We start from the raw sequence: 17,888 nt of genomic DNA on the forward strand, positions 1-17,888 counted from the left end.
CCGCGCCAGCCGCGCGCTTGCGAGGGCCAAAATCCACGCAAATGCTGCGCCAACGTTCATTTTCCCGCCTGTCATGTCGATTTCCCACCCCGGCCGACGCCGTTTTGCGCTGATCCCCTCGGCCGGCACCGGCTCGCGCGCCGGCGGCGATCTGCCCAAGCAATATCGGGTGATCGCGGGGCGGCCGATGCTGTGGCACACCGCGCAGGCCTTCCTGGCGAGCCCCGAAATCGATACCGTGCTTGTGGTGACGACGCCAGGTGCCCAGCCGCTCGTCCAGCGCTTTCCCGATGGTGGTTTCGATACCCCCAAGCTGGTGGAGGTTGATTGCGGTGGAGATTCGCGCCACGCATCGGTCACGCACGGGTTGGCGGCGTTGCGTGGCCGGGGCGCGCACGATGACGACTGGGTGCTCGTGCATGACGCGGCGCGCCCTGGCTTGACGCCCGCCCTGATCGCGCGTTTGGTCGCGGCTGTGGAGGCCGAGGGCACGCAAGCTGCGGGCGGCATCCTTGCGCTGCCCGTGGCAGACACGCTCAAACGTGGCGATGCAGCTCAGCACATCGGCGCGACCTTGCCACGCGATGGCCTGTGGCAAGCGCAGACGCCGCAGATGTTTCCGCTTGGCCTGCTGGAGCGCGCCTTGCGGGAAGCGCTGCTGCAACATCGCATCGTCACCGATGAAGCCAGTGCGATTGAAGCCGCCGGTTACCCGCCGCTGCTGGTGCCGGGGGCGCTGCGCAACTTCAAGGTGACGTATCCCGACGATTTCGCGCTCGCCGAGGCCATCCTTGCGCCGAGCGCACAACCCAACGAGGCATCGCAAGCATGAACTGGATGGACATCCGCATTGGGCAAGGCTACGACGTACACGCGCTGGTCGAGGGCCGCAAGCTGATCTTGGGCGGCGTGGAGATTCCGCACACGCGCGGCCTTCTGGGGCACTCCGACGCAGACGCGCTGCTGCATGCGATTACCGACGCTCTGTTCGGCGCCGCTGGGTTGGGCGACATCGGCCGGCACTTTCCCGACACGGATCCTGCCTTTGCCGGCGCCGACAGTCGCGTGCTGCTGCGCGAAGCCGTGCGCCGCGTGCGCAAGGCCGGCTATGCGGTCGGCAATGTCGACGCGACGGTCATCGCGCAGAAACCGAAACTCGCGCCACACGTGCCGGGCATGGTGGCCAACCTTGCAGAAGACCTGGGCATTGCGCCCGAGCGGTGCAACGTCAAGGCCAAGACCAACGAGAAGCTCGGCTTTGAAGGCAAGGAAGAAGGCATCGTCGCGCAGGCTGTGGTGTTGATCTATCGTGCGGAAGGGGCCGATCAGGACTGAGTTGGCATCGTTTCCGCCCAAGGCAAACGGCAGCACCGGAGCGATCCGGGCTGCCGTTTTCGTTTGCGGAATCGGCCCGGCTATTCGGCCGCGATGACCTGCGCTGCCGCGTTGATGACGGCCGCGATACGACCCACATCTCGCAATTGCTGCGCACTCATGCCCTGGTGGTTCTTCAGCAAGTCGTAGTGCGACTTGATGCAGAAATGGCATTTCCCGATGATGGCGGCGGCCAGCGCATACATTTCGAAGCGGCGTTTGTCGACGCCGCCGTTGTTGGCGTAGGCGTTCATGCGCAGCTCCGCCTTCTGCTGCGCGAGGTCGGAGTCGTCCGCCATCTCGATGTACGGATACCAGACGTTGTTCATGCCCATGAGGGCGGCGGCGGTCAGCGCGCCGTTCACCTCCTCGGGCGAGAGCACCTCGGCATTGCGGATGGCGTCAGTCAGCACCTTGCTCTTCGCGGCAAACGCGGCCGCCAGCGCCACGCCTATCGCGTCATTGCCCTCCAGCGACGAGCGCGCGATCGTGCCATCCAGATTGAGGCGGATGTCTTTGGCATAGTCGGGAATCCGGCCCTTGATCGTCTGCAGAAATTCCATCGATTTCTCCTATCAGCGGCGGCGGAAAACGAAAGCCCGCGCGGGGGCGGGCTCCGGGTTCGGAGGGCGCCGCGTGGCGGTTACAACGTGGCGCCGCCGACTGCGCGGTTGCACGGGCACAGCTCGTCCGTCTGCAGACCGTCGAGAATGCGCAGCACTTCGTCCGGATTGCGACCCACGTTCAGGTTGTTGACCGACACGTGCTGGATCACGTTGTCGGGGTCGACGATGAACGTGGCGCGCAGCGCAACGCCGGCCTCGTGCTCGCGTACGCCAAGCTGGTCGACCAGCGCACCCGTCGAGTCGGCAAACGACCACTGGTTGAGCTTGTTCAGGTCTTTGTGCTCGCGGCGCCATGCGAGCTTGACGAATTCATTGTCGGTCGAGCCGCCGAGCACGACGGTGTCGCGGTCAGCAAAGTCATTGTTCAGCTTGGCGAAGGCAACGATCTCGGTCGGGCACACAAAGGTGAAGTCCTTCGGATAAAAGAAGATGACCTTCCATTTGCCCGGGAACGAGGTTTCGGTGATGTCTTCGAACGCCGACTGGCCGTTCTCCTCGTGATTGTTGAACCCGGGCTTGACGCCGACGACCTTGAACGGTTCGAGCTTGTCACCAATGGTCTTCATGAGCTTCTCCTGGAGTTGTGTGGCAATGGGTGCGAAACCCAACGGGACTTGCAGACACACGCTCACCGGCCGTCCGGGGCCGGGTGGAGCGTTCGGACGGAGACGAAGAACGCGCAGGCGCGCAGCCTGGCGGCTGGAGTATTGGCGAGGAATTCAAAACCGGCCAATTGATATTCTCAACGCCGGCCATAGCGCTGCCTGCCGCCGCACCCCATAGGCGGCGCATGACAGTCTGAGGAGCAGGGGATGTGCCCGGGCGGGCCGAGGCGGTGTGCCGGATCAGGCGCGCGCGTAGCAGGCGCTGACGAGCAGCCCCGTTTCGGGCGGTGTGCGGTTCTCGAGCACGAGGCGGCCGCCGCTGCGCTGCAAGATGCGATTGACGATCGACATGCCGAGCCCGGCGCCCTTGGCTTCACTGCGTGCCGATTCAAGGCGGTAGAACGGCCGCGTGAGCAACGCGAGCTGATCCGTCGGCACACCTGCACCGCGATCGGCCACGCACAATACAACCTCGTTGCCTTGCAGGAACGTGCTGACGGTGATCTTCGCGCGGCTCGTGCCGGGGGTCTTGCCATAGCGTCGTGCGTTCTCGATCAGGTTGTCGAGAATGCGCTGCGTTTCCATGCGGTTGCAGCGGGCGATGGCCTCGGGCGCGAGCTTGAGCGTCAGGTCGATATCGTCGTGTGCGGAGTAGACGGGCGCCGTGTCGCGCACGAGTTCGGTAAGGTCCACGTCTTCGAGCATCTCGCCGCTGGGGCGCGCGTAGTCCAGGAACTGGCCGATGATCGCGTCCATCTGTTCAATGTCGGCCACCATCAGTTCACGCGTTTGCTCGTCGACGGGGCTCATCTCGGTTTCCAGGCGCAGGCGCGTGAGCGGCGTGCGCAGGTCGTGCGAGATGCCAGCCAGCATGACGGCGCGATCGGCCTCAAGTTGTTTGAGGTCGCGCACCATCTGGTTGAAGCTGTGATTCGCCTGCGCCACTTCGGTGCCGCCGCCTTCGGGCAATGCCTTCGGATCATCCCCGGCACTGATGGCGCGCGCCGTGTCGGCCAGGCGCTTGAGCGGCTGGTTCACGCGTGAAGTAATGAACGCCGCGCCCAGCACTGACAGCACCAGCGCCGCCATCGACCACCACAGCCACTGCAACCCGGGCACGTGCTCAAAACGGTCCGGGCTGATGGCGACCCAGTAGTCGTCGCCCTCGATCTGGAAACTCACCCAAACGCCCGGGATGTCATTGACTGCCGTGGCGATCACCGCGTCGGCGCCAAGCCGGTTGCGGATTTCCTGTTGGACGAGCTGCGTGAGATACGGGTTGGTGTGGGGCTCGCGGTATTCGTCTTCCTTCTCGCGCGGGTAGACCTTGATGCCCTCGTTCTGCACGAGATCGAGCAGCAGGAAGCGGCGTCGAGACGGATCCGAATACAGCAGCGCCGCTCGCGTGAGCTTGACCACGCTGACCACCTGCATGGCGATCTGCTGCGCGCGCGGTTCACGCTCGAAAATACGGAAGCTCTGGAACCACACGCCCAGAGAAATCGCGATGAGCAATGCGATCAGCATGAAGGTTCGCCAGAACAGCGAACCAAACACACTGATCAGCAGACGCCGCAACGCGGCCGGACGCGGGATGCGCAAGTCGGATGCGGAAAAGAAGGGTTGCTCGGGTGCTTACTTGGCGCCGTCGGGAATGAACACGTAGCCCAGGCCCCACACGGTCTGGATGAAGCGGGGGTTGCTGGCGTCCGGTTCAATCAGCTTGCGCAAGCGCGAAATCTGCACGTCGAGGCTGCGGTCAAACACTTCGTATTCGCGCCCGCGTGCCATTTCCATGAGCTTCTCGCGCGATAGGGGTTGGCGCGGATGGCGCGCAAACACCTTGAGCACGGAGAATTCGCCCGTCGTGAGGGTGATCTCTTCGTCGTTTTTCTTGAGCGTGCGCGTGGCCAAGTTGAGCACGAAATCGCCAAAGGCGAAGGTTTCGGGGGTCTCCGACGGCGCCCCAGGGATCTCTGCCGGGCCGCGGCGGCGCAGCACGGCGTGGATGCGCGCAATCAGCTCGCGGGGGTTGAAGGGCTTGGGCAGGTAATCGTCCGCACCCATCTCGAGGCCGACAATGCGGTCCACGTCTTCGCCCTTGGCGGTGAGCATGATGATGGGGGTCTGATCGTTTGCGCCGCGCAGGCGGCGGCAGATCGACAGGCCATCTTCGCCCGGCATCATCAGGTCGAGCACGAGCAGGTCGAAGCGCTCGCGCAGCCAGAGTTTGTTCATGGCCGTGGCGTTTTCTGCCACCAGCACGGTGAAGCCCTGTTCCCCCAGGTAACGACGCAGCAGATCGCGCAGGCGGGGGTCGTCGTCGACGACGAGAATCTTTTGACCGGAATTTTCCATGGCGCTAATGGTAACGACAAAAACATGGGCCCAATGGACAGCAGAAGGCAGTAAAAGCCCAATTGAAACAGACGGTTACATTATTTACCGAGTTACGCGAACAGTCTGTAGGACGCGCAGCTACACTGCCCTGGCAGTTCCTCGCAACGGTTTGGGGTCTGTCGACCCCCGCGGAGGGGACTGGCGTGCAATGCGGTTGCCTGTTATCGATTGTCGCGCAATGATGCATGGCGCATCGGTTTCCAGCAACAAAGACGTGGCTTCTCAACTTCCTTTTTCGAATCGCTCAGTGATGTTTCGGCGGCGCGCGGCGCTGTTGACCTGTGTTCTTGCCCTCTGTGCGGCCGGCTCGCAGGCGCACGCGCGTGGTGACCGCGGCGGCTTTGGCGGATTCGGCGGCTTTTTCGGCGGCGGACATTCGATGCAGGCCGGGGCACAGGAAAAAAGGGGCGGGCAGGGCCCGGCGCGCGGCCGTGGCGGCGAGGAACGCAGCCGCCGCGCCGCCGCGATGGAGAACCGCCGTGGAGAGAATGCCGATCGTGGGGCTCCGCAACGCAAGCTGTCACCCGAGGAGCGCAGGCAATTGCGCCAGAACATCTATGACGTCACGCGGGATATCTACCACCGTGGCGGCTAGGTAGGGGCCGAGGAAAGGCGCACGAGTCGCTGCCCCGGCAAAGCAATAGGGTCTTTCGGGGGACCGACATGCGAATCCGTAGCACCACGATCTTCTTGGCGCTGGCAGCCGCCGGCGCACTTTCACTGCAGACCGCGCACGCGGCAACGCACGACAAGCCGCATCGCCACACCGCGCAAGCCAAGGTGCCCGCCGCCGACGAGCAGCGCCTGGACCGCGACGATGCGCGCTACTTCCTTACCCGCATCGGCTTTGCGCCTTCGGAGAGCGAACTCGACGCCTACGCCGGGCTCACGCACCGCGAAGCCGTTGATCGCGTCCTTGCCCAGACGGGCACCGTTGCCACGCAGGCGCCGCCGGCGTGGGTGAACGAACCGATCATCCCCTACAACAAGCTGCCGGACGAAGACGCCCGCAAGGCGGCGCGCCAGAAGAACGCCGCGCACGAGCTGGAACTGCGCGCATGGTGGATGGGCGAGATGATCAGGACGCCGTCGCCGCTGACAGAGCGCATGACGCTGTTCTGGCACAACCATTTCGTTTCCAGCTCGCAGAAGGTGCCGTTCGCGCAATTGATGTATCGGCAGAACGTGCTGCTGCGCCAGGACGCGGTGGGCAACTTCGGCACGATGCTGCACGCCATTGGCAAAGACCCGGCGATGTTGATTTACCTGGACGGCGCCGAAAGCCGCAAGGGCAAGCCGAACGAGAACTTCGCTCGTGAGGTGATGGAGCTGTTCACGCTGGGCGAAGGCCATTACACCGAGCAAGACATCAAGGAAGCCGCGCGCACCTATACGGGCTGGAGCATCGACCGTGAGCACGATTTCGCCTACATCTGGCGGCCGCAGATTCACGACACGGGCGTGAAGACGGTGTTTGGCCAGAGCGGCGATTACGATGGCGACCAGATGCTCGACATCCTGCTGTCTCGCCCCGAGACGGCCACTTTCATCGTCACCAAGCTCTGGCACGAGTTTGTTTCGCCTGACGTGGATGCGGCACAGGCGCAGCGCGTGGCCGATGCATTCCGTGCAAGCAACTATGACATCAAGGTGGCGCTGCGCGAGCTGTTCTTGACGCCGGCGTTCTGGGCGCCGCAATCGCGCGCAACGCTGGTGAAGTCGCCGGTGGAGATGATTGTCGGCACGCTCAAGCAGTTCAACGTGCAATACACCGACCCGACGCCGTTTGCGATCAAGTCTGCGCAGCTTGGGCAGAACCTGCTGGCACCGCCCAACGTAAAGGGCTGGCCCGGCGGCGATGCGTGGATCAACTCGACAACGCTGCTGGGGCGCAAGCAGTTTCTCGATCAACTGTTCCGCTCCACAGAGATGAAGACGCCAGCGGCCACGCAACAGGCACAGCAACAGAAGCCCGGCATGATGATGGCCGCAATGCGCGAAGACCTGAAACAGGGCGGCGCTGTACAGGGCCTGGGCCAGGCGCTCAAGGGCATGGGGCAGGAGGGGCGCTTCAAGCTTGCGCAGTCGCAGACGATGGTGTCGTTCAACTCGGCCAAGTGGCTCGCACAGTTCGGTGCGGATGGAGATGACCCGCCGCAACTGGCACCGCGCATTTCGATCCAGCGTGCGGTGTTGCCGATCGAGCCGACCGCGCCGATTCCCGTCAAGCTGGCCGGTACGGCGTACCTGCGCACGCTGATGATGGACCCGGCTTACCAGTTGAAGTAACGCCATCGCCGCAGGAGCACACATCATGGAACGTCGCGATTTTCTGAAGGCAGGCGCCATGCTCGGCATGGGTGGCGTTGTACCGGGGATTGCCTTTGCCCAAGGGCAAGACAAGCGCAAGGGCTACGGCAACCTGCTCATCCTCATCGAACTCAAGGGCGGCAACGACGGGCTGAACACCGTGGTGCCGTACACGAGCGCGCAGTACTACACGCTGCGTCCGCGTATCGCCATCAAGCGGGAGCAGGTGCTGCAACTGGATGACCGCTACGGCTTGCATCCGTCTTTGCAGGCGATGATGCCGCTGTGGCAGGCGGGTGAATTGTCGGTGGTGCAGGGGCTGTCGTATCCGCAGCCGAATCTCTCGCACTTTCGCTCGATCGAGATCTGGGACACGGCGTCGCGCTCCGATCAATACTTGCGCGAAGGCTGGCTGACGCGTGCGTTTGCCGCGCGACCGGTGCCGTCATCGTTCGGCGCCGATGGCGTGATCATCGGTAGCGCCGACCTGGGCCCCCTCGACGGCGGCGCACGCGCCGTAGCGCTGGCCAATCCCGATGCGTTCCTCAACGAAGCCAAGCTGGCGATGCCCTCGCATGCGATCGGCAACGCCACGCTCGCGCACGTGCTGAAGGTCGAGACGGATATTGTCAAGGCCGCCGATGGACTGCGCCCGAAGTCTGGCAAGTTTGCGTTCCAGACGCGCTTTCCCGACGGCGGCTTCGGCAACTCGATCAAGGCGGCGATGCAGGTGGTGGCAGCGCCAGGCCATGGCGGTGCGGACGTTGCCGTGGTGTGCCTGTCGCTCGGTAGTTTTGATACCCATACCAACCAGCAGGGCACGCAGGCGAACTTGCTCCGCCAGTTGGGCGAGGGTGTGGCTTCGCTCAAGAGTGCGTTGACGGAGCTGGGCCGCTGGAACGACACGCTGATCGTCACGTATTCCGAGTTCGGCCGCCGTCCGCGCGAGAACCTGAACAACGGAACGGATCACGGCACGGCGGCCGCGCATTTCGTGGCGGGTGGCCGGGTGAAGGGCGGACTGGCTGGGCAGGGGCCGGTGCTGGAGCGCCTGGATGGCGGCGGTAATCTGGACCCGTCGGTCGATTTCCGCTCGCTTTACGCCACCGTGCTGGAGCGCTGGTGGGGGATGGATTCCCAATCCGTGCTGGCGGGCCGGTTTGCACCGTTGGATCTCATCAAAACCTGATGCACGTCTTTCGGGCGGGCGGTTTGCCTCTGCAGGCTTCAAACCCGCCCGACGCCATCGATCTTCTCTAAGGGGTTTCGCGGTTGCCAACGCAACGCAAGGGAAAACCCTGCCTTGACCATTGATATATCAATAAATAGATTCTGATATATCAAAAAAGGCGTGCGCCCGCCACCCTGGCGGACCACAACAACAATGAGGAGACCTTCGTGAATGCATTGCAGACAACAACACAGCGGCGCCGACAATCGACTGGCTTGATGGCGATGCTGGTTGCAACGGCAATCGGCCTTGCGGCATGCGGCGGCGACAACACAGCATCGTCGAACACATCGTCCGCGGGCACCGGTAACCCTGCAGCCGCCGTCTTCCAGGTCGGGACGGCAACCACCGATGCGAACCTGCCGCCCGAGCCGACATTGCCGACCGATGCGCAGGTCTGCACGACGCTGCAGGCGAGCAATTCACTCGTGAGCCGGCCGGACGGTGCGCTGCCGCCGGAAGCTGATCCGTCGACCGTCGGCGTGGGTGTTGCGGTGACGACGGCGAAGGCGAACCCCGACCAGGCGCGCATTCAGGCCGCGCTCGATGCGTGCGGCGCGTCGGTCGATGCGGAAGTCGGCGCAACCATTGCCGCGGCCGATGCGACAGCCACGGCTGCGCAGACTGCGGCTGCAGTGCCCAACGTCAACATCGCCGGTGCCACTGGCGAAGAGCTTGCGAAACCGCAGTACCGCGCGTCGAAGTTTGCGGTGCGTCTTGTCGTGAACCCGAGCGGCCCGGGCAACGCGTTCATCAGCGGCCCGCTGACATTGCCCTCGGGCGTGACGCTGTGGATTGACAAGGGCGTCACGCTGTATGCGTCGCGCGACGTGATGGCCTACTCGCCCAACGCGGCAGGGCCGTACTGCGGCAACACGGCCGTCAGCGCGACGAAGGCCGGCAGCTCCAGCAACTGCACGGCGCTGATCACCGGCACGAACATCGTGAACTCCGCTGTGGTCGGCGATGGGCGGATCGACGGCCGCGGCTACGCAGAAATCGTCACCTCGAATGCGAAGTACCCGCTGATGAAGGTCGACCTGACGTGTTCGAACACCTATGCCGCGTACAAGACCGGCACCGTAGCGGCCGACGGTACGCCTTGCGACAACGGCGGCACGCTGGTCGATTCGAAATCGCCGGCGCGCAACATGACGTGGTGGGATCTGGCCTATCTCGGCAACATGGTCGAGAACGGCACGACGGGCGTCGGATCGCAATCGAACTTCCGCCTGATGGTGTTCAACTACGCCAAGAACCTCACGCTGTATCGCGTCACGCTGAGCAACAGCCCGAACTTTCACGTCGTGCCCAGCGGCGTCGATGGCCTGACCGTCTGGAGCGTGAAGGTGCAGACACCAAACCTTGCCGCGTTTGCGAACCCTGCCGGCAACGGCAACCCGCTGTACACCGGTGCGACGTTCACCCGCGACAACGTGAAAAACACGGATGCGTTTGATCCGGGTTCGGCATCGAAGGCGATCACGGGCAAGTTGTCGACGGGCAGCACGACCACGTCCGCCGCGGCCATCTCGTTTGACGGCTATCTGAAGAACTTCGTGTTTGCCTACAACTACGTCAGCACCGGCGACGACGACATGGCGCTCAAGGGCAGCGCCAACCCATCGCCGGCCGGCTCGGGCCTGTTCGGCGTGGACGGCAACCGTGGCGTGCGGTCAGACCGCAAATACGGCATCGTGATCGCGCACAACCATATCTACTGGGGCCACGGCATCTCCATCGGCAGCGAAACGAATGCAGGCGTGACGAACGTGCAGGTCTACGACAACGCGTTCTGGAATTCGGAAGAGGGCTTGCGCATCAAGTCGGATTACGCACGCGGCGGCGAAGTCAGCAACATCCAATATGCCAACATCTGCATTCGCGATGCGACGAATGCGCTGCTGTTCACGCCGTACTACAGCACGAAGGCCGTGCCATCGGGCGGGCCGCTGTATCCGAATTTCCACGATATTTCGCTGAACAACGTGGTCATTCAGGGTAGCGCGGGCGTCAAGCTGCAGGGCTTTGAGGCGAACACCGGTGGATTCGGCGAGCCAGCATTCCCGCTCGTGATGTCGCTGACCAACGTGATTGCCGATACGCCGGCCAGCATTGCCGTGACGTCGTCGGATGCCAACCTGACCCTCAACAACACGAACCTGCCGCTGTTCCCATCGACGGCAAATCGCGTGGCATTGACGGGCAGCCCAACGCAGTCGATCGATCCGACCCAGTACCTGGATTGCTCGAAGGCGTTCGTCGACTTCCCGGGGATCGATCAGTCGAGCATTTTCGGCACGACCTGGGCTTCGCAATAAGGCGCGTCAGGCGCGGATCTGCGTCTTCCAGGCCAGCCACAGCTTGCGCAGCGGCGTCAGGTCCGTCCGCTGGGTGAGCACCTGGAAGCCGTCGGCTTCTACCTCGTCGAGCAGGCGCATGGCCAGTACGCCGCGAATCAGCGCTGAACGCTGGGCGCGGCGATCTTCGGTCGGCAGCGCGGCCAGTGCTTCCTTGTACGTTGCGCGGGCTCGCTTGGCCTGAAATGCCATCAGCGGTTTGAAACCTTCTGCATACCGGCGGTTGAACAGATCGGCTGCCGGTACGTTGAAGCGCTGCAGTTCGTCCACGGGGATGTAGACGCGGTTGTGGCGTACGTCTTCGCCCAGGTTGCGGATGAAGTGGACGAGTTGCTCGGCCAGCGCCATCAGCCGCGCGAATTCCAGCGTACGCGCATGCGTTTGTCCGGCAATGCGAGCCGTCAGCCGACCTGCCACGCCTGCCACCTGATCGCCGTGGCGGCGCAGGTTGGGCCAATCCAGATAGCGGTTTTGCATCGCGTCAGCCTCGACGCCGGCCAGCAATTCGCCCAGATGCACGGCGCCGATGTCGTAGGACGCCAGATGCGGTTGCAACGCCTTGGCCGCCGGGTGCTCGGGGCGACCCTCGAACAGTCGCGCCAGTTCTTGCCGCCACCATTGCAGTTTCGACTGCACGACCGCCGGATCGCTCGCGTCGCGCACGGCGTCCTCCAGCTCACGGCGCACGGCTTCCAGGGCGATGGTCGCGCGGCGGCGTTCGGGCGCTAGAAACAATACGCTGTAGTACACATCGCTGCCGGGCGGCGCGGCCTTGTCTGCGCAGTAATCGTCGGGGGTCACGGAAAGGGCGGTCTTGGTGAGGTTCGAAGCAGGGCGGCCATTCTACAGCGCGTTGCAGTGCAGCATGCCGTCACCCCTTGCCCGAGCCCTTTTCAAGAAAAGTCAATCAGACGCGGCCGTGTCGTTGACCCTGCGCATTGCCATGGGTATATTACTGACCGGTCAGTTATTTACTGAGAGCGTGTCATGCCAGCGTTGCGTTTGCCGTACCCGCATTCCGACTCCACCGGTTTATCCGACACGCGGTCTTGGCCGCGCAGGGGTGCATTGTCGATGGCAACATCGGCCGTGTTACTGACAGGCGCGGCGCTGCTGGCCGGCTGCGGTAAGGCGCCGCCCAAGGCACCCGAGGTGCGCCCTGTGCGCACCATGACGGTCACCAGCGAGCAGGGCGCCGGCACGGCCGAGTTCTCCGGCGACGTGCGCCCACGCGTTGAATCGCGCCTGGGGTTCCGCGTGCCGGGCAAGATCGTCGCCCGCCTGGTGGACGTCGGCGCCACTGTCAAGAAAGGCCAGGTGCTCGCGCGGCTGGACCCGACCGATCTCGCCCTCGCCCAGCAATCGGCCCAGGCCCAGTTATCAGCGGCCAAGACCGACCGCGATCTGGCCGCGGCTGATCTCAAGCGGTATTCCGAACTGTTCGCCAAGGGCTTCATCAGCGCGGCCGAGCAGCAACGCCATCAAGCCAACTATGACGCCGCACAAGCCCGCTACGAGCAGGCCGGAGCCGGCTATCGCAACCAGGTGAATCAAGCCGGATATGCCACGCTCGAGGCCGACGCCGATGGCGTGGTGACGGGCGTCGATGCCGAAGTCGGGCAGGTGGTGTCCGCCGGCCAGCCGGTCGTGCGCGTGGCGCAGACGGCCGAGAAGGAAGTCGTGGTCGGCATTCCCGAGGATCAGGTGGATACGCTGCGCAAATCGCCCGAGGTGAGCGTCAAGCTGTGGGCCGATCAGTCCCGTAGCATTCCGGCCAAGGTGCGCGAGATTGCACCGGCGGCCGATCCGCTCACGCGCACGTACACCGTGAAAATTTCGGTACCGAACGCCCCGGCTGAACTGAGGCTCGGCATGACGGCGGTGGCCACGTTCGTGCGGCCCGGCGGTGGTGCAGACAGCGGCGGCATGGGCGTACGCGTGCCGATCAGCGCGCTGCAGCAAGATCAAGGCAAGAACGTAGTTTGGCTGTACGACGCCGCATCTCAAACGGTTAAGCCCGTCCCGGTGACGGTGGGGGCGCCGCGCGACAACGTGCTGCTGGTGACGAGTGGGCTCCAGCCCGGCCAGACCATCGTGACCGCTGGCGTGCACCTGCTCAAAGCCGGCCAGAAGGTGATGCCGATGGCGCCGGCCGATCAGCCGTCGGCGCAGTCCGCCATCACGCCGCGCCGGTAAGCTACACCCGGCCCCCGCCCCAACACGCCAACCTTCGCGCGTATGGAACATTCCCGTTTCAACCTGTCACGCTGGGCGCTTGAACATCAACCGCTCACGCGTTTCTTGCTGGTGGCGCTGTTGCTCGGCGGCATCTTTGCGTATTCCAAGCTGGGGCAGGATGAGGATCCGCCCTTCACCTTCCGCGCGATGGTGGTGCAGGCCTTCTGGCCCGGCGCCACGGCCGAACAGATGTCGCGCCAGGTGACCGACAAGATCGAGAAGGCGCTGCAAGAAGTGCCGTACGCCTGGAAGATACGCAGCTACTCCAAGCCCGGCGAAACGCTCGTAACCTTCCAGTTGGCCGACACGTCACCCGCCAAGGAAACGCAGCAGCTCTGGTACACCGTGCGCAAGAAGGTGGGGGACATCGCGCCCACCTTGCCGCAGGGCGTGCGCGGGCCGTACTTCAATGATGATTTTGGCGACGTGTATGGCTCGATCTATGCGCTGTCCGCCGATGGCTTCACGTATCGCCAGCTCAACGACTACGCCGATGCGATCCGCCAGCAACTGCTGCGCGTGCCCAACGTCGCGAAGGTCGAACTGCTGGGCGACCAGGACGAGAAGATCTACATCGAGTTCCAGCAGGCGAAGCTGGCGCAGATGGGGCTGGACATCAACAGCATTGCCACGCAGATCGGCCAGCAGAACAACATCGGCCCCAGCGGCGTGCTGGTCACGCCGACTGACAACGTGCAGATTCGCCTGTCGGGCCAGTTCTCGGACATCCGCGATCTGGAAAACCTGACGCTGCGCGGCCCCGGTGGCACGACGAACATCCGCCTGGGCGACATCGCCACGGTCAAGCACGGCTACATCGACCCGCCGCACGCCAAGATGCGCTTCAACGGCAAGGAGGTGATCGGCCTGGGCATCTCGATGACCAAGGGCGGTGACATCATCCAGCTCGGCAAGGACTTGCGCGCCGCGGTCGACAAGATCCGCGCCAAGCTGCCGATGGGCATCGAGATGGAACAGGTGCAGAACCAGCCGAAGTCAGTGCAAAGCTCGGTGGGCGAGTTCGTGCATGTGCTGATCGAGGCGGTGGTGATCGTGCTGGGCGTGAGTTTCCTCTCACTGGGGTTGCATACCAAGCCCAAGCTGCGCATCGACGTGTGGCCGGGGCTGGTGGTGGGCCTGACGATCCCGCTGGTGCTGGCGGTGACGTTCCTGTTCATGAACATCTTCGACATCGGCCTGCACAAGATCTCGCTCGGTGCGCTGATCATCGCGCTGGGCCTGCTGGTGGACGATGCGATCATCGCGGTCGAGATGATGGTGCGCAAGCTGGAAGAGGGCTTCTCCAAGATGGAGGCGGCCACCTTTGCGTACACCTCCACCGCCATGCCGATGCTGACCGGTACGCTCATCACGGCCACGGGCTTCCTGCCGGTGGGGCTCGCGCGTTCGACGGTGGGCGAATATACGTTCGGTATTTTTGCGGTGACAGCGCTGGCGCTGGTGCTGTCGTGGTTTGCGGCGGTGGTGTTTGTGCCGTATCTCGGGTTCCTGCTGCTGCGAACCAAATCGCACGTGGGGGGTGGTGGGCACCACGAGTTGTTCGACACGCCGTTCTACAACCGCTTCCGTGGCTGGGTGAACTGGTGCGTGGAGTACCGCAAGACGGTGATCGTCATCACGCTGGTGGCGTTTGGGCTGGGCGTGTTCGGCTTCAAATATATCGAGAAGCAGTTCTTTCCCGATTCCAGCCGCCCTGAGTTGATGGTGGAGCTGTGGTTGCCGGAAGGCTCCAGCTTCAACCAGACCGAAGCCGAAGCCAAACGCTTTGAAGCGCTGATGCGCAAGGCGCAGAACGTCGACAGCGTGACGCTGTTCATCGGCTCTGGCGCGCCGCGCTTCTATCTGCCGCTGGACCAGATTCTTCCGCAGACCAACGTGGCGCAGGCCATCGTGATGCCCACTTCGCTGGAGGCGCGCGAGGGTGTGCGGCAACACGTCATCGGGTTGCTCAAGTCGCAATTCCCGCATCTGCGGGGCCGCGTGAAGCTGCTGCCGAACGGGCCGCCGGTCCCGTATCCGGTGCAGTTCCGCGTAATGGGCCCGGACATTGGCGGGGTGCGCAAGATTGCCGATCAGGTCAAGGCGATCATGAGCGCCAACCCGAACACCGTGGGCGTGAACGACAACTGGAACGAGAACGTCAAGGTGCTGCGCCTGGACATCGACCAGGACAAGGCGCGCGCGCTGGGTGTGTCGACGGGTTCCATCTCTCAGGTCACGCAAACGGTGATGTCTGGCGCGCCCATCGCCCAGTACCGCGACGGCGACAAGCTGCTCGACATCGTGATGCGTCCGCAGGAGGACGAGCGCAATACGCTCGATGCCCTGCAACGCGTGCAAGTGCCGACCAGCAGTGGCCGCACGGTGCCGCTGACGCAGGTGGCTCGGGTGGGCTTTGCATGGGAGCCCGGCGTGATTTGGCGTGAGAACCGCGACTACGGCATCACCGTGCAATCCGACGTGGTGGACGGTGTACAGGGGCCGACCGTGACAGCGCAGATCAACCCGCTGCTGGACAAGATTCGTGCTGACTTGCCGCCGGACTATCAGATCAAGATTGCCGGCGCAGAAGAGGAAAGCGCCAACGCGGGTGCATCCATCGCTGCGCAGATGCCGCTGTGCATTTTCATCATCTTCACGCTGCTGATGCTCCAGCTCCACAGCTTCTCGCGCTCGGTGATGGTGTTCCTGACTGGCCCGTTGGGGTTGATCGGCGCGGCAGCAACGTTGCTGCTGCTGCAGGCGCCGATGGGCTTTGTCGCGCAGCTCGGCATTACAGCGCTGATCGGGATGATCATCCGCAACTCGGTCATTCTGGTGGACCAGATCGAGCAGGATGTGGCCGCGGGCGTGCCAACGTGGAATGCCATTGTCGAGGCAGCAGTGCGACGCTTCCGTCCCATCATCCTGACCGCGGCGGCGGCGGTGCTGGCGATGATTCCGCTGTCGCGCAGCGTGTTCTGGGGCCCGATGGCCGCCGCCATCATGGGGGGGCTGATCGTCGCCACGGTGCTGACGCTGCTGTTCCTGCCGGCACTGTATGCGGCGTGGTTCCGCGTCAAACCGCCCGAGGCGCAGGCGGCTGCGCCGACAGTCTGACATTTCGGCCTTGGAGCAAGTGCGAGGGAGGGGGCTCGAACCCCTATAGCGCGCCGAACAGGGCGGGGGATGGAAACCCCCGAACGTCTGCGATATAATCGCGGGCTTCCTTTCCGGCGCCCCTGCTCAGGGGCGCCGCGATCCATCCGGCGAGGGTGGCGAAATTGGTAGACGCACCAGGTTTAGGTCCTGACGCCAGCAATGGTGTAGGGGTTCGAGTCCCCTCCCTCGCACCACCAGCCTCAATTCGAGGTTTCCCCAATCTCTCTCATTTGCCCGTAAAGCCATATCCTGCAAGGGATCACGGCGGATATGCCGTTCTGTGCGTTTCCGCTCTTTCTCGCTAAAACACACCTTAGAATCCGCCGTTTTCCCCAAGATTTACCCAGGACTTCCCCATCTGATGGCATCAATCCAAAAGACGGCGACGGCGTGGCGGGTGCAGGTGGACGTGAAGGGCAAGCGCGACAGCCGCACGTTTGATACCAAAGCGCAGGCGCAAGAATGGTCGGCGCGAAGGGAGGCCGAGCTACGCTCGATCCAGAACGGAATAGGCAGTAAGAAGCACGCTGTCGGCGACGTCCTGGACCGGTATGAATTGGAGGTTTGCGATTCGCACTGTGGCGCACGGTGGGAAAGGCAGCGACTGGCACGCATTGGCCGTCAGTTCGTGGAGGGCGGGCTGTTCCGGCTTATCCGCCTGGCTCAACTCCGGTCGACCCACATCATGGCGTGGCGAAACGTCAGGCTGCGAGAAGTTTTGCAGACGCTTGCATTGGAGCAGATGGGGCTGCACAGAACGCTGTCGCTGCCGGCGCGCAGGGCAGGGTTGTGCTCAAGCACGCTTGACAGTCGCTCAGCGATCTCGACGTCTTCCTTGGTGTTGTGAGCTTTCCCTTCTGAGCATTGATGAACTGCCTGGCACAAGTGAAGTGGGTGCAAGGCGCTTGGGCAGCATCGCTGCCCAAGCCGGGCGTGAACGTTATGCTGGTCGTGGAAAACGGATCGCCCGAGCGTGATCCGGCATGGGGCGTCTTAGTACTGAACGAACAGCTTCACGCCGTCTCCGAGTTTACAGGTGTACGACACCTGGCTTTGCAGCGCGTAAGTCGGCATGGCGAAGATGTATGAAGCAAAGTGCGCCGTACCGGTCGGCTCAATCGTGTAGCGAAGAAACTGAGTGATCGGTGTGCCGTCGCTCCGCACGGTGAAGTGGGTGTCAGCAAAGCTCAGCGTACTGTCGGGGAGGACGCGATAGGCGCTAACGGTCAGGCCGCCGCGTGTAGTGCCTGCAGGCACGTTGGGTGTATCGCCGGTACAGCGGGTCAGATCAATGGTGGCGCTCAACTGTTTGCCAGCGGCAAGGGCGCGCTCGACCGCGAAAACGTCTTGGCTTGGAATGACGAGACCTTGGGAAAACGCGGGCGCGGCAGCCGCGCAGGCAACGACGATGGCAACGGATTTGATCAGCATCGGGGTTATGGTCAGGTTAGGGTGAAACAAGATGACGGGTCCTCCGTCCCCCTTTTTTTTGGTTCATCGAGTAATACCGGGGAACGCGGCGCGGATCTTGAGGAAGAAGTATTCCTCATCGCGGTACCCATAAGCCCGACGTTTGATGACC

General features: G+C 63.5%; 15 protein-coding genes and 1 tRNA gene. 10 read left to right on the forward strand and 6 right to left on the reverse strand.

The window, feature by feature from the left end; all coding sequences use genetic code 11:
* Positions 1 to 73: 73 nt before the first annotated feature.
* Both ispD and ispF read left to right on the forward strand, forming a co-directional pair.
* Positions 74 to 832 (forward strand): 2-C-methyl-D-erythritol 4-phosphate cytidylyltransferase, encoded by a 759-nt coding sequence (ispD, locus tag R2N16_RS20335; protein ID WP_316667974.1) that lies wholly within the window; start codon positions 74 to 76, stop codon positions 830 to 832.
* Positions 829 to 1,335, forward strand: a complete 507-nt coding sequence (gene ispF, locus R2N16_RS20340; protein ID WP_316667976.1) for a 2-C-methyl-D-erythritol 2,4-cyclodiphosphate synthase — start codon at positions 829 to 831, stop codon at positions 1,333 to 1,335. The genes ispD and ispF overlap by 4 nt, the downstream gene beginning before the upstream one ends.
* 80 nt (positions 1,336 to 1,415) lie before the next feature.
* Here ispF and R2N16_RS20345 read toward each other — a convergent pair whose 3' ends face one another.
* The 4 genes from R2N16_RS20345 to ompR all read right to left on the reverse strand — a co-directional run bounded on the left by R2N16_RS20345 (position 1,416) and on the right by ompR (position 4,963).
* A complete protein-coding gene (locus R2N16_RS20345) occupies positions 1,416 to 1,937 on the reverse strand; it encodes a carboxymuconolactone decarboxylase family protein (RefSeq protein ID WP_316667978.1) in 522 nt (173 codons plus the stop codon).
* 80 nt (positions 1,938 to 2,017) lie between these two features.
* A complete protein-coding gene (locus R2N16_RS20350) occupies positions 2,018 to 2,566 on the reverse strand; it encodes a peroxiredoxin (protein ID WP_316667980.1) in 549 nt (182 codons plus the stop codon).
* A 279-nt stretch (positions 2,567 to 2,845) separates the two neighbouring features.
* Positions 2,846 to 4,207 (reverse strand): ATP-binding protein, encoded by a 1,362-nt coding sequence (locus R2N16_RS20355; protein ID WP_316667982.1) that lies wholly within the window; start codon positions 4,205 to 4,207, stop codon positions 2,846 to 2,848.
* A 33-nt stretch (positions 4,208 to 4,240) separates the two neighbouring features.
* Entirely contained in the window at positions 4,241 to 4,963 is a 723-nt protein-coding gene (gene ompR, locus R2N16_RS20360) for an osmolarity response regulator transcription factor OmpR (RefSeq protein WP_004627064.1), read from the reverse strand.
* A gap of 190 nt (positions 4,964 to 5,153) precedes the next feature.
* On the opposite strand from ompR, the gene R2N16_RS20365 reads away from it, so the two are divergent.
* The 4 genes from R2N16_RS20365 to R2N16_RS20380 all read left to right on the forward strand — a co-directional run bounded on the left by R2N16_RS20365 (position 5,154) and on the right by R2N16_RS20380 (position 10,867).
* The gene (locus tag R2N16_RS20365) at positions 5,154 to 5,600 is read left to right on the forward strand and encodes a hypothetical protein (protein ID WP_316667984.1); all 447 of its coding nucleotides are present in this window, start codon (positions 5,154 to 5,156) and stop codon (positions 5,598 to 5,600) included.
* 68 nt (positions 5,601 to 5,668) lie between these two features.
* Positions 5,669 to 7,294 (forward strand): DUF1800 domain-containing protein, encoded by a 1,626-nt coding sequence (locus R2N16_RS20370; RefSeq protein ID WP_316667986.1) that lies wholly within the window; start codon positions 5,669 to 5,671, stop codon positions 7,292 to 7,294.
* 25 nt (positions 7,295 to 7,319) lie between these two features.
* The gene (locus R2N16_RS20375; protein WP_316667988.1) at positions 7,320 to 8,504 is read left to right on the forward strand and encodes a DUF1501 domain-containing protein; all 1,185 of its coding nucleotides are present in this window, start codon (positions 7,320 to 7,322) and stop codon (positions 8,502 to 8,504) included.
* A 260-nt stretch (positions 8,505 to 8,764) separates the two neighbouring features.
* Positions 8,765 to 10,867: a glycosyl hydrolase family 28 protein gene (locus tag R2N16_RS20380; RefSeq protein ID WP_316668014.1), complete on the forward strand. Its 2,103-nt coding sequence runs from the start codon at positions 8,765 to 8,767 to the stop codon at positions 10,865 to 10,867.
* 6 nt (positions 10,868 to 10,873) lie between these two features.
* On the opposite strand, the gene hpnD is transcribed toward R2N16_RS20380, so the two are convergent.
* A complete protein-coding gene (hpnD, locus tag R2N16_RS20385) occupies positions 10,874 to 11,707 on the reverse strand; it encodes a presqualene diphosphate synthase HpnD (RefSeq protein WP_316667990.1) in 834 nt (277 codons plus the stop codon).
* Positions 11,708 to 11,893: 186 nt separating this feature from the next.
* Between hpnD and R2N16_RS20390 the strand changes: the two genes are divergently transcribed.
* The 4 genes from R2N16_RS20390 (at position 11,894) to R2N16_RS20405 (ending at position 17,153) form a co-directional block, all read left to right on the forward strand.
* Positions 11,894 to 13,102 (forward strand): efflux RND transporter periplasmic adaptor subunit, encoded by a 1,209-nt coding sequence (locus R2N16_RS20390; protein ID WP_316667992.1) that lies wholly within the window; start codon positions 11,894 to 11,896, stop codon positions 13,100 to 13,102.
* Positions 13,103 to 13,144: 42 nt separating this feature from the next.
* Positions 13,145 to 16,264, forward strand: coding sequence for an efflux RND transporter permease subunit (locus R2N16_RS20395; protein WP_316667994.1), 3,120 nt, complete (start codon positions 13,145 to 13,147; stop codon positions 16,262 to 16,264).
* Positions 16,265 to 16,413: 149 nt separating this feature from the next.
* Positions 16,414 to 16,500: transfer RNA gene (locus R2N16_RS20400), tRNA-Leu, on the forward strand.
* Positions 16,501 to 16,667: 167 nt separating this feature from the next.
* Positions 16,668 to 17,153 carry a hypothetical protein gene (locus tag R2N16_RS20405; protein WP_316667996.1) on the forward strand — a complete coding sequence of 162 codons (486 nt, stop codon included), beginning with the start codon at positions 16,668 to 16,670 and terminating at the stop codon, positions 17,151 to 17,153.
* A 146-nt stretch (positions 17,154 to 17,299) separates the two neighbouring features.
* Here R2N16_RS20405 and R2N16_RS20410 read toward each other — a convergent pair whose 3' ends face one another.
* A complete protein-coding gene (locus R2N16_RS20410) occupies positions 17,300 to 17,737 on the reverse strand; it encodes a VirK family protein (protein WP_316667998.1) in 438 nt (145 codons plus the stop codon).
* Positions 17,738 to 17,888 lie beyond the last annotated feature (151 nt).

This window comes from Ralstonia psammae (genome assembly GCF_958405935.1).
GTDB lineage: Bacteria > Pseudomonadota > Gammaproteobacteria > Burkholderiales > Burkholderiaceae > Ralstonia > Ralstonia psammae.